13 protein-coding genes are annotated in these 17,222 nt (G+C 71.2%); 3 read left to right on the forward strand and 10 right to left on the reverse strand.

Going from position 1 to position 17,222, the window contains the following annotated elements:
* Positions 1–16: 16 nt before the first annotated feature.
* From ACSHWO_RS09415 to ACSHWO_RS09430, 4 genes are all read right to left on the reverse strand, one after another.
* Positions 17–934 carry an ADP-ribosylglycohydrolase family protein gene (locus ACSHWO_RS09415; protein ID WP_438311125.1) on the reverse strand — a complete coding sequence of 306 codons (918 nt, stop codon included), beginning with the start codon at positions 932–934 and terminating at the stop codon, positions 17–19.
* Positions 935–945: 11 nt separating this feature from the next.
* Positions 946–1,605 (reverse strand): histidine phosphatase family protein, encoded by a 660-nt coding sequence (locus ACSHWO_RS09420; RefSeq protein WP_361093916.1) that lies wholly within the window; start codon positions 1,603–1,605, stop codon positions 946–948.
* A gap of 73 nt (positions 1,606–1,678) precedes the next feature.
* A complete protein-coding gene (locus ACSHWO_RS09425) occupies positions 1,679–2,284 on the reverse strand; it encodes a YdbC family protein (RefSeq protein WP_361093919.1) in 606 nt (201 codons plus the stop codon).
* 32 nt (positions 2,285–2,316) lie between these two features.
* Positions 2,317–3,156: an arylamine N-acetyltransferase family protein gene (locus tag ACSHWO_RS09430; RefSeq protein ID WP_438311127.1), complete on the reverse strand. Its 840-nt coding sequence runs from the start codon at positions 3,154–3,156 to the stop codon at positions 2,317–2,319.
* 76 nt (positions 3,157–3,232) lie between these two features.
* On the opposite strand from ACSHWO_RS09430, the gene ACSHWO_RS09435 reads away from it, so the two are divergent.
* On the forward strand, positions 3,233–4,192 hold the full coding sequence (locus ACSHWO_RS09435) for a DUF1152 domain-containing protein (protein ID WP_385844008.1): 960 nt from the start codon (positions 3,233–3,235) through the stop codon (positions 4,190–4,192).
* Positions 4,193–4,302: 110 nt separating this feature from the next.
* Here the strand turns inward: ACSHWO_RS09435 and ACSHWO_RS09440 are convergent, their stop codons facing one another.
* Together ACSHWO_RS09440 and nrdR are read right to left on the reverse strand one after the other, a co-directional pair.
* Positions 4,303–7,188, reverse strand: coding sequence for a vitamin B12-dependent ribonucleotide reductase (locus ACSHWO_RS09440; RefSeq protein WP_361093925.1), 2,886 nt, complete (start codon positions 7,186–7,188; stop codon positions 4,303–4,305).
* Positions 7,189–7,365: 177 nt separating this feature from the next.
* On the reverse strand, positions 7,366–7,878 hold the full coding sequence (gene nrdR / locus ACSHWO_RS09445) for a transcriptional regulator NrdR (RefSeq protein ID WP_361093928.1): 513 nt from the start codon (positions 7,876–7,878) through the stop codon (positions 7,366–7,368).
* Positions 7,879–8,361: 483 nt separating this feature from the next.
* Here nrdR and lexA point away from each other — a divergent pair, with 483 nt between their 5' ends.
* A complete protein-coding gene (gene lexA, locus ACSHWO_RS09450; protein WP_179174036.1) occupies positions 8,362–9,153 on the forward strand; it encodes a transcriptional repressor LexA in 792 nt (263 codons plus the stop codon).
* A gap of 278 nt (positions 9,154–9,431) precedes the next feature.
* On the opposite strand, the gene ACSHWO_RS09455 is transcribed toward lexA, so the two are convergent.
* The 3 genes from ACSHWO_RS09455 to ACSHWO_RS09465 form a co-directional block, all read right to left on the reverse strand.
* Positions 9,432–11,402 carry an ATP-dependent DNA helicase gene (locus ACSHWO_RS09455; RefSeq protein ID WP_438311130.1) on the reverse strand — a complete coding sequence of 657 codons (1,971 nt, stop codon included), beginning with the start codon at positions 11,400–11,402 and terminating at the stop codon, positions 9,432–9,434.
* Between the two features lie 271 nt (positions 11,403–11,673).
* Positions 11,674–12,483 (reverse strand): GNAT family N-acetyltransferase, encoded by an 810-nt coding sequence (locus ACSHWO_RS09460; protein ID WP_438311133.1) that lies wholly within the window; start codon positions 12,481–12,483, stop codon positions 11,674–11,676.
* 15 nt (positions 12,484–12,498) lie between these two features.
* Complete coding sequence (locus ACSHWO_RS09465; RefSeq protein ID WP_438319026.1) at positions 12,499–13,758, reverse strand: diaminobutyrate--2-oxoglutarate transaminase family protein; 1,260 nt, start codon at positions 13,756–13,758, stop codon at positions 12,499–12,501.
* A 451-nt stretch (positions 13,759–14,209) separates the two neighbouring features.
* Here ACSHWO_RS09465 and ACSHWO_RS09470 point away from each other — a divergent pair, with 451 nt between their 5' ends.
* Complete coding sequence (locus tag ACSHWO_RS09470) at positions 14,210–15,385, forward strand: trypsin-like serine peptidase (protein WP_361093937.1); 1,176 nt, start codon at positions 14,210–14,212, stop codon at positions 15,383–15,385.
* A gap of 130 nt (positions 15,386–15,515) precedes the next feature.
* Here ACSHWO_RS09470 and hflX read toward each other — a convergent pair whose 3' ends face one another.
* Positions 15,516–17,024 carry a GTPase HflX gene (gene hflX, locus ACSHWO_RS09475; protein ID WP_361093940.1) on the reverse strand — a complete coding sequence of 503 codons (1,509 nt, stop codon included), beginning with the start codon at positions 17,022–17,024 and terminating at the stop codon, positions 15,516–15,518.
* Positions 17,025–17,222: the final 198 nt, after the last annotated feature.

Here is a 17,222-nt window from a genome sequence, read left to right on the forward strand (position 1 = left end):
GGTCGACCGGGGCCGACTAGTGCGCCGGCGCCTGGGGAAGCCACGCCGGGAGGGCTTCGGTGCGGGCCAGCCAGGCCGCCGGCAGCACCTCCTCACCGCGCCCGCCGAGCACCCCGCCGACGATCGCACAGGTCGTGTCGACGTCCCCGCCCACCTGCGCGGTCGTCCAGAACGCCTGCTCGAAGTCGTCCAGCGAGCGCGCCGCCGACCAGAGGGCGAACGGCACGGTGTCGTGCGCGCTGGTGCGGCGCCCGCAGCCCAGGACGGCGGCCACCGTCGTCGCGTCGCCGTAGTCCAGCATGTCCCGCGCCCGCCGCAGCCCGGCGCCGACGGCGCTACGCGGTACCAGGGCGATGACGTTGTCCAGCAGGTCGGCGGCGGTCGGCGGGCCCAGCGGGTCAGCCGCCAGTGCGGCTGCCGCGGCTACGGCCATCGCCCCGCACACCGCCTCGCGGTGCTGGTGGGTGGTGTAGGCGGAGATCTCCGCCTGGTGGATCGCCTGCTCCGGGTCGTCGGCGTACCAGGCGCCCAGGGGCGCGATGCGCATGGCCGCGCCGTTGCCCCACGAACCCTGCCCGTTGAAGAGGGCGGCGGCGAGGGTCCGCCAGTCCTCGCCCTCCCGGATCAGGCGCAGCATCCGGTTCACCGCGGGACCGTAGCCGCGGTCGAAGTCGTGGTGGTGGGCGAAGGAGTTGGCGAGGGCGTCCTGGTCGATGCGGCCGTGTTCGGCGAGGACCGCGACCACGGAGCAGGCCATCTCGGTGTCGTCGGTCCACTGCCAGGACCCGGTGCCGGCGGGCAGTTCCCGGCGCTTGAGCAGGGGGTAGTTGACGGGGACGAAGTACTGGGAGCCCAGGGAGTCCCCCAGAGCCAGCCCACGGAGGCTGGCCATGGCGCGTACGAGGCGCCGTTCGGAAGAGGAGTCAGCGGTCATCGCGCGTCACTTTAGCCGTCCAGGTCATAAGGCTCGGGTGTGGTCCACCGCTCAAACGGGCGGTCCAGGCGGTACCGGCCGCCGGGGCCCAGCATGAGCACCCGGTGGTCGCCGTTGCCGGGATTGGAGAGGCACTCGAATTCGGCCACCGACCAGTGGAACCAGCGCATGCAGAACAGCCGCATGGTCAGCCCGTGCGTCACCAGGAGCACGTTGGGCGGGTGGTCGGGGGCCTCGAAGCTGCGGTAGAGGCTTTCCAGGAAGGAGCCGACGCGGTCGTAGACGTCCGCTCCGGACTCGCCCTGCGCGAAGCGGTAGAAGAAGTGACCGTAGGCGTCCCGGTAGGCCTTCTGCAGGCGGACGTCCTCGCGGTCCTGCCAGTTTCCCCAGTCCTGCTCGCGCAGCCGCGGCTCCTCGCGCACCCGGACCTGCGCCGGGTCCAGCTTCAGGTCCCGGAAGGTCTGCAGGGTCCGGCGGTACGGGGACACGTACGCGCTGACGCGCTCGTCACCGAAGAGCTCGCGCAGCCGCGCACCGGCCTCGGTGGCCTGCTGGTGGCCCAGCGCGGTCATCCGGAGGGCGTGGTCGGGCTCCCGCTCGTACACGGTGTCGTCGACGTTGCCCTCGGATTCCCCGTGCCGGACGAGGACGATGCGCCGTGGTCTTGCCATTCCTCGACCCTATGCGGCCTGCGGCGCGCCCGACACCCGGGCGCGCCGGTCCACCCGTCCGATCTTCGTACGGTCATACGGTCCAGGACGCTTCGAGGTCGACGACGTCTCCGGTGAGCGCCTCGACGTCGGCCTCGGTCTGGGCGCGCAAGGAGAGCCGTTCGACCCGCTCCTGGCGGTACTTGCCGTGCTCGGCCGCCGCCTGCCACATCGACAGCACCAGGAACTCGCGGCCCGGGGCCTCCCCGAACAGACCGCGGATCATGCCGGGGGACCCGGCCATGGCCGGATTCCACACCTTCTCCTGCATGAGCGCGAAGTGGTCCATGCGGCCCTCGCGCACCCGGGTGTGGGCCACGCGGACGACGTCTGCATCGGTGAAGCGCGGCTCGAAGCCGGTCTTCACGTCGAAGCGGTGGTCGAAGAGGCTGACCCGCGCATTGGTGTACGTGCCGGCCTGGGCCGCGGCCAGGCGGTCGTGCGAGCGGGCCATGAACGAGTCGTAGAAGGAACGGCTCTCCCAGAACGCGAAAACATGCGCGACCCCCTGCCTCCCCCGGCTCCAACCGCCGCCCTGTCCCCGGAATCCCGGCTCCCCCGGCAGCCCCGCCCATTTGCGCTGCCCGCGCTCGAACCCGCGTCGGTCCGTCACCGTGCAGCGAATCCACTTGACCAGCACGGCGTCATGGTACGGGCCCGGCGCGGCCCGGGTCAGTCCCCGGCGCGGTTCACCCGGTCCAGCTCCTCCACATCTCGCTCACCGAGACGAAGTCCGAACTCGCGGTCGAGTACGGCGGGCAGTTCGTCGGGGGAAACGGACCGGCGTTCGCTGCTCCCGTCCGGGTGGAGACGGGTGAGTTCCCGCCCGACGAGCGCGGTGCGGACGGCGTTGCCCGGCTTCTGCACGATGACCTGTCCCACGAACGCGGACCGGGGGTGTGTGGAGCTGTAGTGGTTCAGCAGGACGTAGTCGACGGGGTGGTAGCGCTGCGGGGAGAAGGCGTACAGATCGCGCCAGGTGTCCCCGCGCAGCAGGGACAGGGCGAGGACGCCGCCCTCCTCCTCACGGACGCCATAGGTCCAGTCCCCTTGCGGCACCTCGGCTCCGGGCCGTGCCAGCGGGACCGGTTCGAGGGGGCCCTGGTGCCCGAACCCGACGTCGCACAGCCAGGGTTGGCCCTCGACGGCGACGACGAGGACGGCGTGCGTCACCGGGAGGAGGACATCGCCCCGGGTGCGGTTGCGGGCGCCGCGCCCGGACACCTCGAAGCCGATCCGCTCCAGGGCAGCGGCCAGCAGCGAGTTCTGCTCGTAGCAGTAGCCGCCGCGGCGGCCGTGCACGAGCTTGTCCTCGATGGCCTTGACGTCCAGCTCGACGGGGCGGCCGAACAACACGTCCAGGCTCTCGAAGGCTATGGCACCGGCGTGGGCCCGGTGCACTGCGTACAACGTCGCGAGGTCGGGCCGGAGTTCCCCGTCCTGCGCGACGGGTCCCTCGTATCCGATGCGTGCGAGGTACGCCCCGAGATCCAGCCGGTCACCACTCCACATGACGCTCCCCCGTTTCCGGCCTCGCGGCCCCGAAAAGTCCGTGGCGCCCGTGCGCCGCGCTCGCACAATGATCAGCATGACGGCCCTGCACACCAACCCCCTCTTCGCCCGCCTCGCCGACGCCGAGAACGTCCTGGTCGCCGGCGCCGGCGGGGGTTTCGACGTCTATTCGGGACTCCCGATCGCCCTTTCGCTCCTCCACCAGGGCACACGCGTCCATCTGGCCAACCTGTCCTTCAGTGCGCTCGCCGGCCTGCCCCGCGATTCCTGGGTCGCGCCGGACGTCGCGGCCATCACCCCCGACACCGCGCCCCACCAGGCCTACTTCCCGGAGCGGACCCTGGCCCGGTGGCTGGCACTGCACGGCTATCCGGCCACCGTCCACGCCTTCCCCCAGCTCGGGGTGCAGCCCCTGCGCGCCGCCTACCGGGCGCTGGTCGACCGGCTCGGCATCGACGCGGTCGTCCTCGTCGACGGCGGCACGGACATCCTGATGCGGGGGGACGAGGCCGGACTGGGCACCCCGGAGGAGGACCTGACCAGCGTCGCGGCGCTGGCCGCTCTGGACGGCGTCGCGGAAAGGCTCGTGGTGTCGGTCGGCTTCGGGGTGGACGCCTACCACGGGGTGAGCCACGCCCTGGTCCTGGAGAACATTGCCGCACTGGACCGCGACGGAGCGTACCTGGGCGCGTTCTCGATCCCGCGGGCCACCCGGGAGGGCGCCCTCTACCTGGACGCGGTGGCCCACGCCCAGCACCAGACCCCCGACCGCCCGAGCATCGTGAACGGGTCGATCGCGGCGGCCGTGCGCGGTGATTTCGGCGACGTGCGCTTCACGGACCGGACCAGGAACAGCGAGCTCTTCGTCAATCCGCTGATGTCGCTGTGCTTCGTCTTCGACCTGCCGGGCCTGGCGGCCCGCTGCCTCTACCTGGACCGGATCGAGGACACCCAGCTGATCCGACAGGTCAGCTCGCGGATCGCGGAGTTCCGCGACGAGATCACCACCCGCCCCGCCCGCCGCATCCCCCACTGACGGAGATCCACGAAGGGGACCGGCCTGAGGCCGGTCCCCTTCGTGAGCTGCTGGTCAGCCAACCGCGCGGATCACGTCGGATGGTGCGTCCGACGCGGTTCCGCCCGGTATCAGCTGCAGCCGCTGGTGGAGCCGCAGCCCTCGCAGATGTAGCAGGAGCCTGCGCGCTGCATCTTCGTACCGCAGGAGAAGCAGAGCGGGGCGTCGGCGGAGACGCCGAGCTGCATCTCGACCAGCTCGGCGCTGGAGTGGGCCGTCTTCGGCGCCGGGACGGTCACGACCTGCGCCTTCGGGGCCGCGGGGACGGACGCCAGCGGGGCGGACTGGGCCAGGGACTCCGTGTCGATCTCCTCCTCGAGGGGCTCGTACGAGCCGGTCTCCAGGTGGCGCTGGCGCTCCTCGGCGGTGTGGATGCCGAGGGCGGAGCGGGTCTCGAACGGCAGGAAGTCGAGAGCCAGGCGGCGGAAGATGTAGTCGACGATCGACTGTGCCATCCGCACGTCCGGGTCGTCCGTCATGCCGGCGGGCTCGAAGCGCATGTTGGTGAACTTCGAGACGTAGGTCTCCAGCGGCACGCCGTACTGGAGGCCGACGGAGACGGCGATGGAGAAGGCGTCCATCATGCCCGCGAGGGTGGAGCCCTGCTTGGACATCTTCAGGAAGACCTCGCCCAGGCCGTCGTCGGGGTAGGAGTTGGCGGTCATGTAGCCCTCGGCGCCACCGACCGTGAAGGAGGTGGTGATGCCCGGGCGGCCCTTGGGCAGGCGCTTGCGGACCGGGCGGTACTCGATGACCTTCTCGACCGCGGCGCGGATGGTGTCCTCGGCCTTCTCGGTGACCTCGGCCTTCTCCTGCTCCTTCTTCTTGGCGGAGAGGGGCTGGCCGACCTTGCAGTTGTCGCGGTAGATCGCGAGGGCCTTGACGCCGAGCTTCCAGGCCTCGAAGTAGATCTCCTCGACCTCCTCGACGGTCGCCGTCTCCGGCATGTTGACCGTCTTGGAGATGGCGCCGGAGATCCACGGCTGGATCGCGGCCATCATGCGGACGTGGCCCATCGGCGAGATGGCGCGCTCGCCCATGGCGCAGTCGAAGACCTCGTAGTGCTCGGTCTTCAGACCGGGGGCGTCGATCACGTTGCCGTGCTCGGCGATGTGGGCGACGATCGCCTCGATCTGCTCCTCCTGGTAGCCCAGGCGGCGCAGGGCCTGCGGGACGGTGCCGTTGACGATCTGCATGGAGCCGCCGCCGACGAGCTTCTTGAACTTGACCAGGGCCAGGTCCGGCTCGACACCGGTGGTGTCGCAGGACATCGCGAGACCGATGGTGCCGGTCGGCGCGAGGACGGAGGCCTGCGAGTTGCGGAAGCCGTTCTTCTCGCCGAGGCGCAGGACGTCCTGCCAGGCCTCGGTGGCCGCGGCCCAGATCGCGTTGTCGAGGTCCTCGGTGCGCGGCGCGGCGGTGTTGGCGTCCGCGTGCTGCTTCATGACGCGCTTGTGGGCGTCGGCGTTGCGGGCGTAGCCGTCGTACGGGCCGACGATGGCGGCCAGCTCGGCGGAGCGCTTGTAGGCGGTGCCGGTCATCAGCGAGGTGATGGAGGCGGCGAGCGTGCGGCCGCCGTCCGAGTCGTACGCGTGGCCGGTCGCCATCAGCAGGGCGCCGAGGTTGGCGTAGCCGATGCCGAGCTGGCGGTAGGCGCGGGTGTTCTCGCCGATCTTCTGCGTCGGGAAGTCCGCGAAGCAGATGGAGATGTCCATCGCGGTGATGACGAGCTCGACGACCTTGGCGAAGCGGGCGGCGTCGAAGGACTGGTTGCCCTTGCCGTCGTCGTCGAGGAACTTCATCAGGTTCAGCGAGGCGAGGTTGCAGGACGTGTTGTCCAGGTGCATGTACTCGCTGCACGGGTTCGACGCGGTGATGCGGCCGGACTCGGGGCAGGTGTGCCAGCGGTTGATCACACCGTCGTACTGGATGCCCGGGTCGGCACAGGCCCACGCCGCCTCGGCGAGCTTGCGGAAGAGCGCCTTGGCGTCGACCTTCTCGATGACCTCGCCGGTCATGCGGGCGCGCAGGCCGAACTCGGTGCCGTTCTCGACGGCCGCCATGAACTCGTCGTTCACGCGGACGGAGTTGTTGGCGTTCTGGTACTGGACGGACGTGATGTCGTCGCCGCCCAGGTCCATGTCGAAGCCCGCGTCGCGCAGGGCGCGGATCTTCTCCTCTTCCTTCACCTTGGTGGCGATGAAGTCCTCGACGTCCGGGTGGTCCACGTCCAGGACGACCATCTTGGCCGCGCGGCGGGTGGCACCGCCCGACTTGATCGTTCCGGCGGACGCGTCGGCGCCGCGCATGAAGGAGACCGGGCCGGAGGCGTTGCCGCCGGAGGAGAGGAGCTCCTTGGAGGAGCGGATGCGGGAGAGGTTCAGGCCGGCGCCGGAGCCGCCCTTGAAGATCATGCCCTCTTCCTTGTACCAGTCGAGGATCGACTCCATGGAGTCGTCGACGGACAGGATGAAGCAGGCGGAGACCTGCTGCGGCTGGGGCGTGCCGACGTTGAACCACACGGGGGAGTTGAAGCTGAAGATCTGGTGCAGGAGGGCGTAGGTCAGCTCGTGCTCGAAGATCTCCGCGTCGGCGGGGGACGCGAAGTAGCCGTAGTCCTCGCCGGCCTTCGTGTACGTCTTGACGATGCGGTCGATGAGCTGCTTCAGGCCGGTCTCGCGCTGCGGGGTGCCGACGGCGCCGCGGAAGTACTTGCTGGTGACGATGTTGACCGCGTTCACCGACCAGAAGTCGGGGAACTCGACGCCGCGCTGCTCGAAGTTGACCGAGCCGTCGCGCCAGTTGGTCATGACGACGTCACGGAGCTCCCAGCTCACCTCGTCGTACGGGTGCACGCCCGGGGTGGTGTGGATGCGCTCGATCCGCAGGCCGCCCTTGGTCGCCTTGGTCCCCTTGGTGCGGGAACCACGTGCCGAGCTGCTCGCCGTCTCTGTCATGCCGCCTGCCTCCCATATGCGGGCAAAAACGCCCTAAAGTGCCAGCGATATTCCGCGGCACAGTGCTGTGTCTTGTTACGTTTCTTCGCTCCCGGCTACACCGGGAGTCCCCCGGCTACCGCCGGGGAACGGCGCCAGGCCGAACGGACGGGCCGCGCCGGGCGCGCGGCCGTCCGATCAGTCGGTGGCGGAGGCGGGCACGGGGACCGGGACGGCCCCTGCGGACTCGCACTCATCGGAGCGAGGCCGCCGGTCGCGCAGTTCGGCGATGGCGGTCTCGAAGTCTTCAAGGGTGTCGAACGCTTTGTACACGGACGCGAACCGCAGGTACGCGACCAGATCGAGCTCCTGGAGCGGGCCCAGTATGGCCAGACCCACGTCGTGGGTGGTCAGCTCGGCGCTGCCGGTGGCGCGCACCGCTTCCTCGACCCGCTGGCCGAGCTTGGCGAGGGCGTCCTCGGTGACGGGCCGCCCCTGGCACGCCTTGCGCACGCCGGAGATGACCTTGGTACGGCTGAAGGGTTCGGTGACGCCGCTGCGCTTGATCACCATCAGCGAGGCCGTCTCCACCGTCGTGAAGCGACGGGAGCAGTCCGGGCACTGGCGGCGTCTGCGGATCGACGTGCCGTCGTCGGTGGTGCGGCTGTCGACGACGCGGCTGTCGGGGTGCCTGCAGAAGGGGCAGTGCATGGATCCTTCACCCTCCCTCTCGGCACGACTGAATCACCCCGCCCACCCCTGGACGACAGGGGCTCACCCCCTGGGGGCTCGCGGAGCAGCCACAAGCATATGCGATTCCGGAGGCCTCGCGAGCCCGCTGAAACACAAGTTGTGGGTGAGCTGGCTCATCCAACCACTAGATATGGGGTTGCGGCGGATTGACGCCACTACCGCGTGTCGCGGTCCGATGACCGGGTGGAAAAGGTGCACGGTGCCACACTGGCCAGGGACCGGAAGGCGCCGATCCGCGCGGGAAGGGTACCGTGAACAGCGGACGCGGAACCGAACCCGCGTTCGGTGGAGCGCTCACCCTCCGCACAGTTGCCATACACCTCCGGATGTGGTCACGGCGGGCGATCTGCGATTTTTCACTCGAACGTGTGTTTGGCGCAACCTTTCGAAAGCTACTACCGTTGTCCAGCTAGGGAGAACATTTCGAGAGGGGCCGCCGACGTGACCACGACCGCAGACAGTGCCGCCATCACTGCCCAGAACCGCTCCCAGAGCCGACTCGATCCGGTGCACGCCATGAACGAAGCAAGCCTGAACCCGGAGGCGGAGTCCGTCCGGCCCGCACGCTCGCTGCCAGGGCGCCCTCCAGGCATCCGCGCCGACAGCTCCGGGCTCACGGACCGGCAGCGGCGGGTCATCGAAGTCATCCGCGACTCCGTGCAGCGGCGGGGCTACCCGCCGTCGATGCGGGAGATCGGCCAGGCAGTGGGCCTGTCCAGCACCTCGTCCGTCGCCCACCAGCTGATGGCCCTGGAGCGCAAGGGGTTCCTGCGCCGCGACCCGCACCGGCCCCGGGCGTACGAGGTCCGCGCCTCCGACCAGCCCAGCTCGCAGCCCACCGACACCACCGGCAAGCCCGCCGCCTCGTACGTTCCCCTGGTCGGACGGATCGCGGCCGGCGGCCCGATCCTCGCCGAGGAGTCGGTGGAGGACGTGTTCCCCCTCCCCCGACAGCTCGTCGGTGACGGCGAGCTGTTCGTCCTCAAGGTCGTCGGCGACTCGATGATCGAAGCCGCCATCTGCGACGGCGACTGGGTCACCGTCCGCCGCCAGCCGGTCGCCGAGAACGGCGACATCGTCGCCGCGATGCTCGACGGCGAGGCCACGGTCAAGCGGTTCAAGCGCGAGGACGGCCACGTCTGGCTGCTCCCGCACAACGCGGCGTACCAGCCGATCCCCGGCGACGAGGCCACCATCCTCGGCAAGGTCGTCGCCGTCCTGCGCCGGGTCTGAGCCCGCGCCCCTGTCCAGCTCCGGGACTCACTGCGCCGGTCCCGGAGCTGTTTCGTATCCCTTTCCCGGAGCTGTCTCGCAGCCCCTCGGCGGGAGCCGTCTCGTATCCCTTGCCGGCGCAGAGCCTGCGGACGTGCCGCGCTTGCAGCCGCCCAGCTCACGGCCGTCGACCTCCTTGTCCTCGGCCCGATTCAGTTCTGTTTCGGGGTCGGGTGGGGTGCCGACGGCTTCGTCGTGTCCGGCTGCTGTCGCCACCCCCTCCGTCGGGCGGTCGTCTCCTACTTCCCGTCCGCCTTGGCGGCCGCGTCGATGGCTGCCAGGGAGCGGCGGACCTGGTTGCGGTCCGTGGTGTACCAGAAGTCCGGGAGCGAGGCCTTCAGGAAGCTGCCGTAGCGGGCCGTGGCCAGCCGGGGGTCGAGGACCGCGACGATACCCCGGTCCCCGGACGCCCGCACGAGCCGACCCGCGCCCTGGGCCATCAGCAGCGCCGCGTGGGTGGCGGCGACCGCCATGAACCCGTTGCCCCCGTGCTCCTCGACCGACTTCTGCCGAGCGCTCATCAGCGGATCGTCGGGGCGCGGGAACGGGATCCGGTCCATGATCACGAGCTGGCAGCTCGGGCCGGGCACGTCCACGCCCTGCCACAGGGACAGCGTCCCGAACAGGCAGGTCTTCGGGTCGGCGGCGAACGTCTTGATCAGCTCGCCCAGGGTTTCCTCTCCCTGCAGCAGGATCGGGTGGTCGAGCCGGCCTCGGAGCTCCTCGGCGGCCGCCTTGGCGCCGCGCATGGAGGAGAACAGGCCGAGGGTGCGGCCGCCGGCCGCCTCGATCAGCTCGGCCAGCTCGTCCATCATGTCGCCGCGGGTGCCCTCACGGCCGGGCGTGGCCAGGTGCTTGGCGACATAGAGGATGCCCTGCTTCGGGTAGTCGAACGGCGAGCCGACGTCCAGACCCTTCCAGACCGGTGCGTCGTCGCCCTCGACGCCCTCGGGGGACAGTCCGAGGGAGGCCGCGACCCCGTTGAAGTCCCCGCCGAGCTTGAGCGTCGCCGAGGTCAGGACCACGGAGCGGTCCTCGAACAGCTTCTCGCGCAGCAACCCGGAGACCGACATCGGGGCCACGCGGAGGGTGGCGCCGAAGCGGTCGTGGCGCTCGTACCAGACGACGTCGTACTCGGAGCCGGCGATGATCCGTTCTGCTACCGCGTGGACGTTCTCCACGGAGGCGAGGGCCTGCTTGCGGACCGCGTCCTCGTCGTGGACGGACTTGTCCCTGGTCGCTCCGATCGCGGAGATCACGTTGCGCGCGGCGTCCCGCAGGGCGGTCAGCGCGTACCCGAGGTCCTCCGGGATCTCCTCCAGCCGGCCGGGGAGGGCCAGCTCCATGACCCGCTCGAAGGTCTCCGAAGCGGTCTGCAGGGAATCGGCGGTCTTCTCGTCGACCAGCTTCGCGGCACGCTTCACGGCGCGGTTGACCTGGCCGGGAGTGAGCTCGCCGGTGGCGACCCCGGTCACGCGGGAGACCAGCTCGTGGGCCTCGTCCACGATCAGCACCTCGTGCTGCGGCAGGACGGGGGCGCCCTCGATCGCGTCGATGGCGAGCAGCGCGTGGTTGGTGACGACCACGTCGGCGAGCTTGGCCCGCTCGCGGGCGGCCTCGGCGAAGCACTCGGCGCCGTAGGCGCACTTCGACGCCCCGAGGCACTCGCGGGAGGAGACCGAGACCTGGCTCCACGCACGGTCGGAGACGCCGGGCGTCATGTCGTCGCGGTCGCCCGTCTCCGTCTCGTCGGCCCAGTCGCGCAGGCGCAGCAGGTCCTGTCCGAGCTTGCTGGTGGGGGCGGCGGCCTCGAACTGGTCGAAGAGGCCCTCCTCCTCGTCCTGCGGCGCTCCCTCGTGCAGCCGGTGCAGGCACAGGTAGTTGGAGCGGCCCTTGAGCATGGCGAACTGCGGGCGGCGGCGCAGCTGCGGGTGCAGCGCCTCCACCGTCCGCGGCAGATCGCGCTCGACCAGCTGCCGCTGGAGCGCCAGGGTGGCCGTGGCGACGACCACGCGCTCGCCGTGCGCGAGGGCCGGCACCAGATAGCCGAGGGACTTGCCGGTGCCGGTGCCGGCCTGGATGAGCCGGTGCGTGTTGTCGTCGATCGCTTCGGCGACGGCTTCGGCCATGGCGACCTGGCCGGGCCGCTCCGTGCCGCCGACGGCGGAGACGGCGGCGTGCAGCAGGTCGGTGAGGGAGGGCTTCGTCATAGCACCTACCAGCCTACGGGGCGCCACCGACAGTGACGGCCACGGCGAGGACGCATGGCCGATACAAGGGCATGCGGGACCCCCCGGGGCGGCGGGCTCGCGAGGTGGCCGGGAGGGCAGAGGGCGAGGCGGTGAACGAGGGGGTGGGGGTCTGGGGCCCCGGTGGGCGGCTTGCCCACTCTCCCGGGTGAACCTCCGAACCGCGGGAACCTCGCTGCGCAGCGCAGAGTTTTCCGGGGTGAAAGGACTGTTGAGGAGCACCAGGGCGCCGCTAGATGAGGTTGCGCAGCGCCCGCTCCCGGATCATCAGGGCGGCGCGCTTCCCAGGGAGGTCGATCTCGGTGGAACAGCGGAAACCGGAGGCCAGGAAGGCCGACACGGAGGGGATGCTGCGCACGTCCGGTTCGGCGATGACGCGGGTGCATCGGGGGCGGTTGTCGAGCACCCAGTTGGCGACGGCGCGCAGGAGGGTCGCGCCCAGACCGCGGCCGCGGTTCGTGCCGTCCCCGATGAGCAGGTGGATACCCGTGTCGTGAGAGCGCGCCCGGTAGTGGCGGGCGAGGGGGGCGAGGTCGGCCCGGTAGACCTCCCAGTAGCTCATCGGTACATCGTCGAGGTAGCCGATGCAGGGGGTGCTGCTTCCGTCGCCGTCGAGCTGGGCCCGCAAATGGGTGGCAGTGACGGAGGTGGGCCCGGCGAGCTCCCAGTGGGCGGCGGCCTCGGGGTCGTTCATCCACCGGGTGAGCAGCTCCAGGTCACGGCCGAGGCGGACGGATTCCAGGCGGAAGGCCCCCGCCGCCGTGGTGACACTGCCCCATCCGTTCGGGGAGTCGAGGAGCTCGGCTTCAGCGAGCAACGGCAGCCGCCGGGCCGCGAAGCGGGGGGCGGCGGGGTGTGCGGTGGTGGGCCCGGAGAGGACGGGGGTTTCGGTTCGGGCTTCGACTCGGGTTTCGGTGGAGGTGGGGTGGATGGGAGTCGGCGGTGGGGCGGCGTCTCGTGCGGCCTGTCGGGTGGTGGGCGGCTGGCCGGCGGCGGGATCGGATCCGGTGGGTTCCGGAGGAGCCGGGGTGGGGTCGGGCACGGGGGTCCTTCGGGGTCAGTGGGGGCGGCGGGACGCGGCGGCGGGGATCGCGTCGGCGAGGCGGTCGAGGACGGCTCCGGCCTGCTCGTCGGTGAGGGTCAGCGGTGGCAGGAGCCGCACCACGCCGGAGTGGCGGCCGCCGAGGTCGACGATCAGGCCTCGCCTGAGGCACTCCTGCCGGACGGCCGCGGCGAAGTCGGGGGCGGCGGCCCGGGTTTCGGGGTCGACGAGTTCGACCCCGATCATCAGGCCGCGGCCGCGGACGTCCCCGACGCACGGGTGGTCGGCGGCCAGCCCGCGCAGGGCGGTCAGCATCCGCGCGCCGAGGGTCCCGGCGCGCTCGGCCAGACCGTTCCGGCGTACGAAGGCGAGGGTGGCCGTGCCGGCGGCCATGGCCAGCTGGTTGCCTCGGAAGGTCCCGGCGTGGGCGCCGGGCGCCCAGACGTCCAGGCCGGAGCGGTACACGAGCACCGCGAGCGGAAGGCTGCCGCCGATCGCCTTGGACATGACCATCACGTCCGGGACGACCCCCGCGTGGTCGACGCCCCAGAAGGCCCCGGTCCGGCCGACACCGGTGTGCACCTCGTCCGCGATCAGCGGGATCCCCCGCGCCTCGGTGATCTCGCGCATGCGGCGCAGCCAGGGGTCCGGGGCCGGCAGGACGCCGCCCTCGCCCTGCACCGGTTCGACGATCATCCCGGCCGGGGCGGGGACCCCGCCCTTGGGGTCGTCCAGCAGGCTCTCGGTCCAGCGGGCGGCGAGCCGGGCCCCCTCGGCGCCTCCGACGCCGAACGGGCAGCGGAAGTCCTGCGGGTAAGGGAGCCGGGTCACCGGCGCGTCGGGGGCCGTGGGGGTCGTGCCGTGGTCGGCTCCGGTGAACGCGAGCAGCCCGGAGCGTCCGGTCGCGGTGCGGACCAGCTTGAGCGCGGCCTCGACGGCGTCCACGGCGGTGGGCCCGCAGAACTGGATGCGGGCGTCGGCGGCGAGTTCGGCGGGGAGGGTGGCGAACAGCTCGCTGGTGAAGGCGTCCTTGACCGGGGTCGCCAGGTCCGGCACGTGCAGCGGGGCACCGGAGTCGAGGACGCCCCGGATGGCTTCGAGGACCACCGGGTGGTTGTGGCCGAGGGCGAGACTGCCCGCGCCGGACAGGCAGTCGAGGTAGCGGCGTCCGTCGGCGCCCTCGATGGTGAGGCCGCGGGCGCGGACCGGGACGACCGGCAGGGAGTGGGCGTACGTCCGGGCGGCCGACTCCCGTACTGCCTGGCGTCGCAGGATGCCCTCGGCCGCCTCCGCGCCACCACCACCGCCCCCGCCACCACGACGCCCCGCTCCCCCGCGTTCCGGGACCTGCACCGGGGCGGTGCCCGGCCGGGAGGGCACGGGCGGGTGGTCGGCCGGCGTGGCCGACGCCACGCCATGCTCGCTCAAAGCCACGAGTGTCGGACCTCCCGCACGGACTGCTGTTCCCGGTTGCGCCTCGAACAGGGGATCGGCGCCCCATCCCCCGTACGTACCAACGACGGTGACGGCGACTGAACACGGGCGGGCCCAAGATCCTTACTGGGGCGGCGCCGCGCGGCGGCCCTGGGGCTGCGCCGCTCGGGAACCGCGGGCCCGGGCTGTGCCGTCCCCAACAGCAGCGGCATAGTGGGGTGCTGCACGTTTGGCGGCCCGCACCCCACCGCGGCCGCCTCCCACGCCCGGAACCACCAGGGGGATTGACGACATGCGACCGAACCGACCGGTCACCGCGATTCTGTGCGCGGCGGCACTCGCGATGACCGCCGCCGCCTGCGGACCCGGCGACGGTGAGGCCGGCGGAGACGCCAAGCCGACCGTGGCGGCGAGCGTCCCGGCAGGAGCCGACGGGATAAAGATCCCCGACCAGCTCAAGGAAAAGCTCAAGCAGCACGGCATCGACCTGGAGAAGTGGCGGGGAGGTGAGTGGAAGAACTGGAACAAGGAAGACTGGCTGCGCGAGGCGGGCGACTACATCAACCCGGTCATCGAGGGCCTGTGGGACCCGGACCGCATGCGCGAGGCCGGCAAGACCCCGCAGCCGCCGGCCGTCGACCCGGACGCGGGCAAGGACCAGGGCGTCACCGACCCGACCCCGGCCCCCGTCGCGGCGAAGCCGGCCGCCACGCCGTACCACTCGAGCGTCCCGTACTCCGGCAAGGTCTTCTTCGACGGCCCCGAGGGCTCGATGGTGTGCTCGGCGACCGTGGTCAAGGACCCGGCCCACCCGGGCAAGTCCAACATGGTGTGGACGGCGGGCCACTGCGTGCACGCGGGCAAGGCGGGCGGTTGGTACCGCAACATCGCCTTCGTCCCCTCGTACAACAACGCGGGCAAGCCGTCGGCGCAGCTCAAGGGTGCGCCGCGGCAGGAGGTGGCCCCGTACGGCGTGTGGTGGAGCGACTGGGCGCAGACCTCGGACCAGTGGATCACGCAGGGCGGTCCGACGGGCGGTGCGGGTGCCCCGTACGACTTCGCGGTGCTGCACGTGACCCCGGAGAAGAGCACCGGCAAGTCTCTGGAGGAGACGGTCGGCGGTGCGCTCCCGGTGGAGTTCAACGCTCCGGCGGTGCCGAAGGTGGCGGGCATGACGGCGACGGGCTACCCGGCGGCGGCCCCCTTCGACGGGCAGAAGGCCTTCCAGTGCACGGACAAGCCGGGTCGGCTGTCGCTGAAGGCGAACGACCCGGTGATGTACCGCATCGGCTGCACGATGACGGGCGGCTCCTCCGGCGGCGGCTGGGTGGCGACGGGCAGCGACGGCAAGCTGGTGCTGATCTCGAACACCTCGATCGGCCCGGCGAAGGCGGGCTGGCTGGCCGGGCCGCGGCTCGGCCCCGAGGCCAAGGGGATCTTCGACGCGGTGAGCGCCAAGTTCAAGTAGTCCGCGCGTCCCCGTGACGCGGAGACGACCGGGGCCCCTGCACGGCGATCGTGCAGGGGCCCCGGTCTCTTTGTCCGGCTCCGGTGCCGGGCCGACTGTGTGCTCCGGTGTCAGCGCGGGTGCGCGCAGGTCACCGGCTCGCGGGGACGAACGGGGACAGCTCCGCCGCCAGCTGCTCGTGGACGCGGACCTTCACGAGGGTGCCCTCCGGGGTGTGCTCCTCGGAGATCACCTCGCCCTCGGCGTGCGCCTTGGCGATCAGCGAGCCGTGCGTGTACGGCACCAGGGCCTCCACCTCGACCGAGGGCCGCGGCAGTTCGGCGTCGATGAGCCGCAGGAGCTCCTCGATGCCCTGCCCGGTGCGGGCCGAGACGGCGATGGAGTGCCGCTCGATGCGCAGCAGTCGCTGGAGGACCAGCGGGTCCGCGGCGTCGGCCTTGTTGATCACCACGATCTCGGGCACGTCGACCGCGCCGACCTCGCGGATGACCTCGCGTACGGCCGCCAGCTGCTCCTCCGGAGCCGGGTGCGAGCCGTCCACGATGTGGAGGATGAGGTCGGAGTCGCCGACCTCCTCCATCGTGGAGCGGAACGCCTCGACCAGGTGGTGGGGCAGGTGCCGGACGAAGCCGACCGTGTCGGCCAGGGTGTAGACCCGGCCGCTCGGCGTCTCGGCCCGGCGCACGGTCGGGTCGAGGGTGGCGAACAGGGCGTTCTCCACGAGCACGCCCGCGCCGGTGAGGCGGTTGAGCAGCGAGGACTTGCCGGCGTTGGTGTAGCCGGCGATGGCGACGGAGGGAACCTTGTTGCGGCGCCGCTCCTGCCGCTTGATGTCGCGGCCGGTCTTCATCTCCGCGATCTCCCGGCGCATCTTCGCCATCTTCTCGCGGATCCGGCGCCGGTCGGTCTCGATCTTGGTCTCACCGGGGCCTCGGGTGGCCATGCCGCCACCGCCGCCGCCGCCCATCTGCCGGGACAGCGACTGGCCCCAGCCGCGCAGGCGCGGAAGCATGTACTGCATCTGCGCGAGGGCGACCTGCGCCTTGCCCTCTCGGGACTTGGCGTGCTGGGCGAAGATGTCGAGGATCAGGGCCGTGCGGTCGACGACCTTGACCTTGACGACGTCTTCGAGGGCGATGAGCTGGCCGGGGCTGAGCTCACCGTCGCAGACGACGGTGTCGGCACCGCTCTCGAGGACGATGTCGCGCAGCTCCTGGGCCTTGCCCGAGCCGATGAAGGTGGCCGGGTCCGGCTTGTCGCGGCGCTGCATCACGCCGTCGAGGACGAGGGCGCCGGCGGTCTCGGCGAGGGCGGCGAGCTCCGCGAGGGAGTTCTCTGCGTCCTGCACGGTGCCGGAGGTCCACACGCCGACGAGCACGACGCGTTCGAGGCGCAGCTGTCGGTACTCGACCTCGGTGACGTCTTCGAGCTCGGTGGAGAGACCGGCGACACGGCGCAGTGCGGCGCGCTCCGAGCGGTCGAACTGGTCGCCGTCGCGCTCTCCGTCGATCTCGTGGCTCCAGGCGACGTCCTCTTCCATCAGGGCGTCGGCCCGGAGGCCCTCGGTGAAGCTCTGCGAGGCGCGCACGTCGTCCTGTGCGTCCCGCGCGTCCTGGGAAGGGGAAGAAGAGGAGGTCATGGGATCCTTACGTCGGTGTCGGTTCGGCCCGCATCGGATGGCCTTCGGCCTGCGGTGCACGGCCGGGGCATCACTCCTGGCCGCAGCTCCGCTGACCGTGCATGCCACGCGCGACGCGACACACAGTACTGTCACGGTCAACGGGTCGCGTCACCGGAAGATTCCCTCCGGCGGGCGGCCCTGTCGATGGTGACATGC

The sequence above is a fragment of the Streptomyces pallidus (ex Mingjun et al. 2026) genome (assembly GCF_051550185.1).
In the GTDB taxonomy this organism is placed as follows: domain Bacteria; phylum Actinomycetota; class Actinomycetes; order Streptomycetales; family Streptomycetaceae; genus Streptomyces.